The sequence below is a fragment of the Novosphingobium sp. genome, assembly GCF_036733805.1.
Classification (GTDB): domain Bacteria; phylum Pseudomonadota; class Alphaproteobacteria; order Sphingomonadales; family Sphingomonadaceae; genus Novosphingobium.
This window is the reverse complement of sequence record NZ_DAIMZT010000080.1, coordinates 1-9,526: the sequence shown is the minus strand read 5'-3', so window position 1 is coordinate 9,526 and position 9,526 is coordinate 1. Positions and strand designations below refer to the sequence as shown.

The 9,526-nt window shown below is 62.8% G+C and carries 10 protein-coding genes and 1 pseudogene; all 11 read left to right on the top strand.

Going from position 1 to position 9,526, the window contains the following annotated elements; genetic code table 11:
* Positions 1–353, top strand: a pseudogene (locus V7D69_RS14305) (lytic transglycosylase domain-containing protein); the annotation flags it as partial.
* On the top strand, positions 350–691 hold the full coding sequence (locus tag V7D69_RS14300) for a TrbC/VirB2 family protein (RefSeq protein ID WP_179563583.1): 342 nt from the start codon (positions 350–352) through the stop codon (positions 689–691). The pseudogene V7D69_RS14305 and the gene V7D69_RS14300, both read left to right, overlap by 4 nt.
* A gap of 10 nt (positions 692–701) precedes the next feature.
* Positions 702–1,037, top strand: coding sequence for a type IV secretion system protein VirB3 (locus V7D69_RS14295; protein ID WP_179563582.1), 336 nt, complete (start codon positions 702–704; stop codon positions 1,035–1,037).
* On the top strand, positions 1,030–3,447 hold the full coding sequence (locus V7D69_RS14290; protein WP_179563581.1) for a VirB4 family type IV secretion/conjugal transfer ATPase: 2,418 nt from the start codon (positions 1,030–1,032) through the stop codon (positions 3,445–3,447). Before V7D69_RS14295 ends, V7D69_RS14290 begins: the two co-directional genes overlap by 8 nt.
* Before the next feature lie 4 nt (positions 3,448–3,451).
* Positions 3,452–4,162, top strand: a complete 711-nt coding sequence (locus tag V7D69_RS14285; protein ID WP_179563580.1) for a type IV secretion system protein — start codon at positions 3,452–3,454, stop codon at positions 4,160–4,162.
* Entirely contained in the window at positions 4,159–4,386 is a 228-nt protein-coding gene (locus tag V7D69_RS14280) for an EexN family lipoprotein (protein ID WP_179563579.1), read from the top strand. The genes V7D69_RS14285 and V7D69_RS14280 overlap by 4 nt, the downstream gene beginning before the upstream one ends.
* A 15-nt stretch (positions 4,387–4,401) precedes the next feature.
* Positions 4,402–5,346 (top strand): type IV secretion system protein, encoded by a 945-nt coding sequence (locus V7D69_RS14275; RefSeq protein WP_174839267.1) that lies wholly within the window; start codon positions 4,402–4,404, stop codon positions 5,344–5,346.
* Positions 5,347–5,674: 328 nt separating this feature from the next.
* Positions 5,675–6,364, top strand: coding sequence for a virB8 family protein (locus V7D69_RS14270; protein WP_179563578.1), 690 nt, complete (start codon positions 5,675–5,677; stop codon positions 6,362–6,364).
* The gene (virB9, locus tag V7D69_RS14265) at positions 6,361–7,218 is read left to right on the top strand and encodes a P-type conjugative transfer protein VirB9 (protein ID WP_179563577.1); all 858 of its coding nucleotides are present in this window, start codon (positions 6,361–6,363) and stop codon (positions 7,216–7,218) included. Before V7D69_RS14270 ends, virB9 begins: the two co-directional genes overlap by 4 nt.
* Before the next feature lie 5 nt (positions 7,219–7,223).
* Entirely contained in the window at positions 7,224–8,450 is a 1,227-nt protein-coding gene (gene virB10 / locus V7D69_RS14260) for a type IV secretion system protein VirB10 (RefSeq protein WP_179563576.1), read from the top strand.
* 2 nt (positions 8,451–8,452) lie between these two features.
* A complete protein-coding gene (virB11, locus tag V7D69_RS14255) occupies positions 8,453–9,457 on the top strand; it encodes a P-type DNA transfer ATPase VirB11 (RefSeq protein ID WP_179563575.1) in 1,005 nt (334 codons plus the stop codon).
* Positions 9,458–9,526 lie beyond the last annotated feature (69 nt).

Genomic DNA, 9,526 nt, shown 5'->3' with positions numbered 1-9,526 from the left:
TTCTTGACGCGGCGCGCACCCAGGGTTCGTCCGATCGCGCGATCTCCGTTGCTCTCTCGATGTACAATACCGGAAGTCAGGCCCGTGGCTTTGGCAACGGCTATGTGGCGAGAGTCTATGCGAGCTCTGCGGTCATTATTCCCGCGATCAGGGGATTGGCGCCAACCGGCGCAGGCTCGGCCAGGTCCACCCCTCCAATACCCGCATCCGAAACGCCAATCCAGGAGCCTCGCATTGTGCAGACGGCGGTGAAAGCACCGCGGTCCTGGGACATTTCCGCAGGCGCCCAAACCGCCTCGATGATGGTGTTTGGTGACGGGACGCCGGCATCGAGAGAAGGACCGACCGAATGACAATTCCCGCTTCGACCATATCGATCTGGCTCCCGCCACGTCGCCGCGCTTTCGTCCAGACGCTGGCGCTCATCGCCACCGCCATCCTGGTTTCGATGCTGCTGAGCGACCCCGCGCATGCCCAGGCGGCCGATGGCGTCACGTCGATGGCCGAGAATATCAAGACCTGGCTGACCGGCACATTTGCCAAGACGATCGCGGTGATCGCGGTCGTCATCGTCGGCTTCATGTTCTTCACGGGCCGTGCCAGCCTCGGTCTCCTCGTGACGGTCATTGTCGGTATCTTCATCGTGTTCAGCGCGCAGTGGATCGTCGATACCATCACCGGCGGCGCGTGAGTGCGCCGCGATGGACGACGAAAAGCTTAGGGAAGAGACACTCTTCCTGGCCGTGACCCGACCAACGATGTGGTTGGGCGTACCGATCGAGGCATCGCTGCCGATCGCGCTGGCAGCGTGCCTGACCCTCATCATCACCGGCAACCCGCTCTACGCTTTCGCATTGGCCGGTGCGTTTCTGACGATTGCCCGACTGATTGTCCGGCACGACGCCAACGCGTTTCGACTGCTGTGGCTGTGGACGACGACCAAGGCGCGCTGCCGCAACCGCGGCTGGTGGGGCGGCAGCTCCTACTCTCCCCTGCCGATCGACGGGGCGAAGCGCCCGGGCTTCGCACGTGGCTAGCCGGGCCAGCGCATTGAGCGGAGCGACAGCCCGCACGCCATGGCGGATCCTCAAACAAGAGGCCGACCCGGCGCGTTACCTGCCCTATGCGCGCCATATCGACGAGAACGTCATCGCGCTCGACGGGCGCGACCTCATGATGATGTTCAAGCTCGAAGGCATGGCGTTTGAAACCGCCGACCCTGTCCATCTCAACGACTGGCACGAGAAGCTCAACGGTACGCTGCGCAATATTGCCGACGACCGCCTCGCGATCTGGACCCACATCGTTCGCCGGCCGATCACGGACTATCCCGAAGGCGAGTTCCGCTCGGCTTTTGCGGCCGACCTCGATGCAAAATATCGTGCGCGCGTCACCGCCAAGCGGATGTTTGTCAACGAACTGTACCTCACCCTGATCATGCGCCCGTCCGTGGGATCGGCCGACCGCACCGGCGTGCTGCTTCGCCGTCTGGCGTCGGCACGCAAGGAAGGGACCGAGGTGGACGAGGATGAGCTCGCACGCTTCGAGGACAAGGCGCGCGATATCGAGAAGCTCCTCGCACGCTGCCGGCCTCGGCGTCTGCACCTCTACGAGCATAACGGCCTGATGTTCTCCCAACCGCTCGAGGTGCTCGAGCTGGTAATGATGGGCCGCGCCGGCAGAGTGCCGCTGGTCCGCGGCCATCTCGGTTCCGCCATCTATGGGGAACGCGTGATCTTCGGCCGCGAGACGGTCGAGGTGCGCGCGCATGATACGAGCCGCTTTGTCGGTCTGTTCGGTATCCGCGAATATCCGGCCATGACGCGACCCGGCCAGATGAACGCGCTCCTTAGCCAGGACTTCGCGTTCGTTGTCACGCAGTCCTTTGCGTTCATGGGCAAGGCGCGGGCCTCCGAGCGCCTGCGGCGGCGCCAGAACCAGATGGCATCGACCGAGGATGCCGCTGCAAGTCAGGCGCTTGAGTTGGCGGACGCGGCCGACGATCTGCAGAGCAATCGCTTTGTCCTGGGCGAGCATCATTTCTCGCTCGCGGTCTTCGGTGAAAATCAGAAACGCCTAGCCGAAAATCTTTCGACGGCACGGGCTGCGCTCGCCGATGCCGGTCTGGTCTCGGCGCGGGAAGGCCCGGCGCTGGAAGCCGCTTTCTGGTCGCAGCTTCCGGGCAACTTTGCGTGGCGTGCGCGGCCGGCGGCGATCACGTCGCGCAATTTCGCCGCTCTCTCCCCCTTCCACACCTTTCCTGCCGGCAAGGCGGAGGGCAATCATTGGGGCGCTGCCATCGCTTTGATGAAGACCGCGGCTCAGTCCCCCTTCTACTTCAATTTTCATGTGAACGATCTCGGCCATACGCTGATCATCGGTCCGTCGGGAGGCGGCAAGACTGTCGTCCAGAATTTCCTGATGGCGCAGCTCGAGAAAACCGGCGCGCAGCAGATCTTCATCGACAAGGACCGAGGCGCCGAAATCTATGTACGGTCATCCGGTGGCACGTATCTGGCGCTGCGTAACGGCGTGCCGACAGGCTTCGCTCCGCTCCGCGCGCTCGAGCAGACCCCGGGCAATATCGTCTTCCTCGGCAGGCTGATCCGGCATCTGGTGACCCCCTCGGGCATCCAGCTCGGCGTCACGCAGGAGCGGATGATCGACGAGGGCATCCTCTCGATCGGGCGCCTTCCCCCGGAAGAACGGTCCATCCTCGCGCTACGCCAATTGCTCGGACAACGTGATCCGGAAGGTATCGGGGCACGGCTTGAGAAATGGTCACGGGGCGGAGCGCTTGGCTGGGTGTTCGACAATGACCGCGACGAGTTGACGCTCGAGGCCAGGTTCATCGGTTTCGACATGACGGATTTCCTCGACAATCCCGAGATCCGCACGCCGCTGATGATGTACATGTTCCACCGGATCGATGCCCTGCTCGATGGCCGCCGGCTCGTAATCGATATCGACGAGTTCTGGAAGGCGCTGGGCGATGATGCCTTCCGCGCCTTCGCGCAGGATGGCCTCAAGACATACCGGAAGCAGAATGCGTTTCTGGTCTTCGGGACGCAAAGCCCGGCCGACGCGCTGCGCTCGGACATCTCGCATAGCATCATGGAGCAGGTCGCCACCAAGATCCTCTTGCCCAACCCGCATGGCCGGGAGGTCGATTATATCGATGGGCTTGGCCTCACCCGCGCCGAGTTCAAACTCATCAGAAACGATCTGATCCCCGAAAGCCGGCGCTTTCTGGTCAAGCAGGGTCACGATTCCATCGTCGTGGAACTCGATCTCGGCGGGCTGTCCGACGAGCTGGCCGTCCTCTCGGGCACAACTGAGACCGTGGGAATCCTCGATCAGGTTCGCCGCGAACATGGCGACGATCCCAGCGACTGGCTGCCCGTCTTTCACGAGCGCCGCCGAGCCACCACCAGAAGGAAAGGATGAGGTCATGAAAGCATTACGAGCGCTCGCGATTGTCAGCGGACTGACGATGTCCATGCCGGCGTTCGCGCAAGGCATCCCGGTCTATGATTCCAGCACCTTCCTGCAGACGCTCTCGACGGTGAAGAACACCCTGTCGATGATCGAGCAGGGAAAGCAGCAGATTTCGCAGGCAACCGAGCTCTACAACAGCGTCAACAAGCTGACGAACGTCAACCAGATTGCCTCGTCCCTGAACACCGATGCCGTTCGCCACCTCTTGCCGAGCGAAGCACGGGATATTCAGCGCCTCATGTCATCTGACACCACGGGCCTCGGTAGCCTTGGGACCGCCGCAGATCGGATCCGTATCAGCAACCGCGTCGAGCTTCCCGAACTGCGCCCGGATGCGACGGCTTTCGAGCGGTCGAACCGCGATTCCATCTCTCGAAATGGTGACATGGCGGCGCGCGACGCGGCCATTGCCGAGGCAGCGTATGGCGTCACCGCCCAGCGGACGACAGGTCTCGAGGAACTGCGCTCGTCGCTCGACACCGCGTCAGACGCGAAGGACGTGATGGATATCCAAGCCCGTGTCGGCGTGGAAAATGCTCATATCCAGAACGACGCAGTGCAACTTCAGGCGCTCACAATGAGGCAGCAGGCGGAGCAGCGGATTCGATCGCAGCAGGAGAGCGAGCAAATCTTAGCAAGAAAGCTTGGGAGCCTCCATCAATGAAGGCAACCATCTTCAAGGCATTCGCGCTTTTGGTCCCGGCATTTCTGGTCGCGTGCCAACCCCCTGCGCGCGGAAAGGATTACCTCAAAGCCCACCCCCAAGAGCTCGCGGAAGTCCTGAAGGCGTGCGCCGATGGCACGCATCGCGACGCACAGGAATGCTCGAACGCAGAGAGTGTGAAGACGCTTGATCAAAAGCTGCGCTCGCTGTCGCCGGCCCATTGACCGGGGAAAGATGAGATGGCCGACGGGCTCTTCACCACTCTCTACACCAACATCGACGGCAAGCTCGACATGTTCCTTAACGAGCGCTTGAACAATGTCATCGAGGTTGTGCGCGGCCCACTCGCGCTTGGTTTGGTCATCTATATTGCGCTGTTCGGCTACATGGTGATGCGCGGCATCGTCAGCGAGCCGTGGGGCGAGCTTGTCTACCGAATGGTGAAACTGTGTTTGCTCTACGTTGCGGCCACCACGGTCGCCTACACGGAGTGGGTAACTAATCCCCTGTTTCACGGCATGCCTGATGCGATCTCGCAGGCGTTGGCGGGGCATACCGTCACGAGCGTTGGCAACGTGTTCGACGACTATTTCAGCCAGTGTGACGTTATTATCGCGAGGATCGAGACCGAGGCGGCAACCTACAGCGATATCAACCCATACAAGCTCGTTTTGTACGTCCTGAGCCTCGGTCTTAAAGCGCTTGCCGGACTATCTGCGGCGATCGGCTTCTCCATCACCGTTTTCGCGAAGGTGGCACTGGCCATCATCATCGCGCTCGGACCGATCTTCATCGCCCTTTCGCTCTTCGAGACCACGCGAAGGCTATTTCACGGCTGGCTCGGGCAGGCCTTCAACTTCATTGTGCTGATGGCAGTGATCATCGCGATCACGGCCTTGATCACTGACCTTGGTGCTACCGCGATTACCGCATCCGAAGGTGTTGGAGACGCCGCCTTGGGTGCGGTGCTGTTCGCCGTTTATATTTTCTTGGGAACGATCTTCTTTTTCCAGGCGCCGTCAATCGCGACCGGCATTGCCGGGGGCGCGTCCGCCGGCATCGGCGCCTTCGCCGGCTCTGCGTGGGGGTCCATGGCGGCACCGTTCCAGCAACGCCGTATCGCTCGCAACAGTCGCAATCTCGAACGGGCCGCTCAGCGCGGCGGTTCGGTGAGCCGCGCATGAGGAAGGAACACCCAATGACGAGGCCGTCCACGATAGTCCGTGCGCTCCGACGATCGGCGGTCGTCATCGCCCTGCTCCCGACACTCGCCCAAGGGGCTTCCGGGCCGAAGAAACTGCCCGTCTGCAATGGCAAGCACCTGCGCGACGTCAACATCTATGGGAGCGTACTGCCGGGCTCGCCGATCCCCGCCGTGGTGGTGCCCCCTGCCCCACCACCCGTGCCACAGATCAAGCAACCAGCTGATCGCGGCACACCGCCCCCGCCCGTTCCTTTGTCCGAGAAGACATCGGCGCGAGCAGCTCCCAGCACCTATGGAAGTTGCTGATCATGCGGAATCAGACCGAAGGCGTGCCGGCCAAGGACGCCGAACTCTATTTCGGCCATGCCCGATCCTGGGATCAGGACCGCCAGCGTAAATCGTTGCGGTCCGAACGCATCGCCTGGGTGGTAGCTGGCCTGGGCCTGCTTGCCGCGACCGCGGAGGGTTTCGCACTCGCGGGCCTTGCGCCGCTGAAGACGGTCATGCCGTACATCATTCGCGTCAATCAGACGACGGGCGCCGTCGACGTGCAGACCACCGTCACCCAGAAGCCGATGCGCTATGATGAGGCGGTCACGAAATTTTTCCTCGCGCAATATGTCCGGACCCGGGAAAGCTGGTTGCCGGCGGCGGCCGAAGAGAATTTCCGGGCCGTCACTATCCTGTCCGAACCAGGCGAGCAGCAACGCTGGGGCCGGTTTTTCAGCTCGAACAACGCCGCAAGCCCACAGGTCGTGTGGGGCAAGAGCGCGGTCGTCCAGGCCCGCGTGCGCAATATCGCCTTCATCAACGATCGTGTTGCCAACGTCCGCTTCACGCGGACAGTGCAGACCGACACCGATACGCAAAGCAGCGACTGGATCGCGACCGTCACCTTCCGGTACACGAACGCGCCGATGGCGGAGGGCGACCGCTATCGCAACCCATTGGGGTTCCAGGTCGAGAATTACCGCGCGGACCCCGAGGTGGTGCGGTGAACCGCCTTCTTCCATTAGCGAGCCTTATCGCCATTATGGCGACACCCGCGCTCGCGGAGGACACGCCGCGCGGTGGGCCGGCGGATCCACGCGTGAAGTTCGTCGAATATCAGGAGACCCAGGTCTACCGGATCGTCGGCACATTCCGGACAGCGACCCAGGTCGTGCTTGGCGCCGACGAGACGATTGAACATGTCGCGCTCGGCGACACCGTCTCCTGGGAAGTGGCGGTTGCCGGTCACATTCTGTTCCTGAAACCCCGTGAGCGGGCGGGACCAACGAACCTTATCGTCACGACCAATCGCGGGGGTGAGCTGCGCAACTACGCCTTCGAACTGACGGCGCGCCGAGGACCCATCGGCAGCGGGAGCCGTGATACATTCTTCCAGGTTCGGTTTCGCTACCCGCGCGATGAAGCTGATCGTGCCGCTCGCATGCGCGCGACGCAGGAAGCACAGCGCGTCGCGGCATTGCAGGCGAGCGCCGTTCGGGGAGCCCTTGACCACGGCGTCATCGATGGACCGCGTAATCTGAACTACAAGGTCCAGGGTGCGAGCGATCTTCAGCCGTCGGAGATCTCCGACAACGGCCAGTTCACGGTCCTGCGTTTTCCCGGCAACCACGAAATCCCGGCGATTTATCTCGTGCGCCCGGACGGCTCGGAGACGTTGGTCCCATTCGATGTCCGGGACGAGTTCGTGGTCGTTCACGCTGTGGCGGCTCAACTGCGTCTGCGCCGGAACCGGGAGGTGCTGTGCATCTATAATCTCGCGCCAACACCTTACGGCGTCGATCACGGCACCAACACAGCGTCGCCGCATGTCGAACGCACCATACAAGACCCGAAGGAGTGAGCGCGATGGACGAGTCTGCGGCCGAGGCCCCTCGTCGCCCGCAAGGCGATCCAACACCTGAACGCGACGAAATCATCCGCGAGCGCGGCATCGATCCGATCGGTGGGATGACACCGGCAAAGCGGAACACCGCCCTGATTTTCGCGGGAACGGCGATGGTTCTCGGCATCTTGTGGGTCAACTCGGGGCCAAGCACCAACAATGCCGGCAGCCTGATGGGCAAACCGGAGTCGATGGCCAAACGCCCCGATCTGGCAGCGCGCGAGACCGTCGCGTATGATGCCGTCGCGGCGAAACCCAAGCCGCTTGGCGCTCTCGCCGCAGATCCCAACGCACCCGTCATCAATCCTCCACCTGGCACGCAGGTCGTTGGCCCTGACGGACAGATCGTTCCTGCCATGCAACCGGGCGCAGCGCCGGCAGGCGCGCCGCAGAATACGCGGCAGAACCTGGCCGACCAGGCACGGCGATCGACATTGATCGCCTATGGAGGGCGCGATGCGCTTCAGCCATCGGGCGGTGGAAGTGGCGCAGGTAGCGGCACCGCCAGTCCGGACGGCGGCGATGGTGCTAACGATACGGCCGCCCGCGGCGCACCCAATGCGCTCGACGCGCTTCGACAGAGTTCGGCGGTCGGCGAGGCACGGGCCTCGATGCTGCCCAACCGCAATTATCTCGTCACCGCCGGCACGCTGATCCCGTGCATCCTCCAGACAGCGATGAATTCTGCGCAGCCCGGTTACACCTCGTGCCTGATTCCGCGCGACGTCTATTCGGAGAATGGCCGTGTCGTGCTCATGGAAAAGGGCACCAAAGTCCTCGGCGAATATCATGGCGGCATCCAGCAAGGGCAGAACCGCCTGTTCGTGTTGTGGACGCGGGCCGTCACGCCGCAGGGCGTGCGCATCGACCTGGCTTCGCCGGGGTCGGACGCCCTTGGCCGCGCCGGCATCGCCGGGTCCGTGGACACCTTCTTCTGGGCGCGCTTCGGTAGCGCGTTGCTGCTCTCGCTGGTCGACGACGCCGCTTATATCGCCGGGCAGTCCGTTTCAGGTGGCAGCAACAACTTCAATAATACGACCCGGACCCCGAGCGAGGGGGCGAGCATTGCACTCCAGAACAGCATCAATATCCGACCGGTGCTGAAGAAAAACCAGGGCGAGGAGGTCGGGATCTTCGTCGCCAAGGACTTCAACTTCGCCGACGTCTACAATCTCGAGTTGCGGCGCTGAGGATGAGCGATACCGCTGTCCTGCGCCATTATCTCGCGCCGATCCTGCCGCTGCTGGAGCCGGTCGAGGTCACCGAACTGGTGATCAACAAGCCCGGCGAAGTCGGCATCGAGGATCATCGCGGTTGGCATTGGCATAGCGTCGCCGAACTCGACAGCGATTGGCTGGCGACGCTGGCCGTCGCGGCCGCAAGCTTCACCCGGCAGGACGTCAATGCCGAGACCCCGATCTGCTCGACGATCTTGCCGGGCGGAGAGCGGTGCCAGATCGTCATACCCTCGGTGACCCCGAATGGCGCGCCGTCCTTCACGGTGCGCAAGCCTTCCCGGGTCAATCTGGCGATCGATCAGCTCGAGCAGACCGGCCTGTTCAAGGGAACTCGCTCTGCGGCGTGCGGTCTTGGCGAAGTCGATGCTCAATTGGTGGCACAGCGCGACGCCGGTGACTGGCCGTCCTTCTTCAGGACCGCCGTCGCCGCCCGCAAAAACATCCTGGTGAGCGGCGCGACCGGCTCGGGCAAGACCACCTTCGCCAAGGCGCTGATCCAGTTGATCCCGCCCGACGAGCGGCTGCTCACGATCGAGGATACGCGCGAGCTTGTCGTCGAACACCGCAACGTCGTGCATATGGTCTATTCGAGCGAGCGACAGGGCCTGGCCAAGGTCGGCCCGAAGCAGCTGCTTGAAAGTGCGCTGCGCATGCGGCCCGATCGCATTCTGTTGCAAGAACTGCGCGACGGGACTGCCTTTTTCTATCTGCGCAACGTGAACTCGGGTCACCCCGGCTCGATTACAACCGTCCATGCCGGTTCAGCGATGGGCGCTTTCGAGCAGCTCACCTTGCTGGTGAAGGAGTCCGAAGGCGGGCGCGATCTGGCCCGCGACGATATCCGTGGGTTGTTGCACATGTTGGTCGACGTCGTCGTCCAGACCCGCAAGCGCGCCGGAAAATTCGAAGTCGAGGAGGTGTATTTTGACCCGCCTGTCGGACGCGCGACCGCTCACTAAGGTCGCGATCGTCGCGGGGATGCTCGCGGCAACCGTTTTGGCATGTGCCTTGTGCGCGGTGCTGGTCGC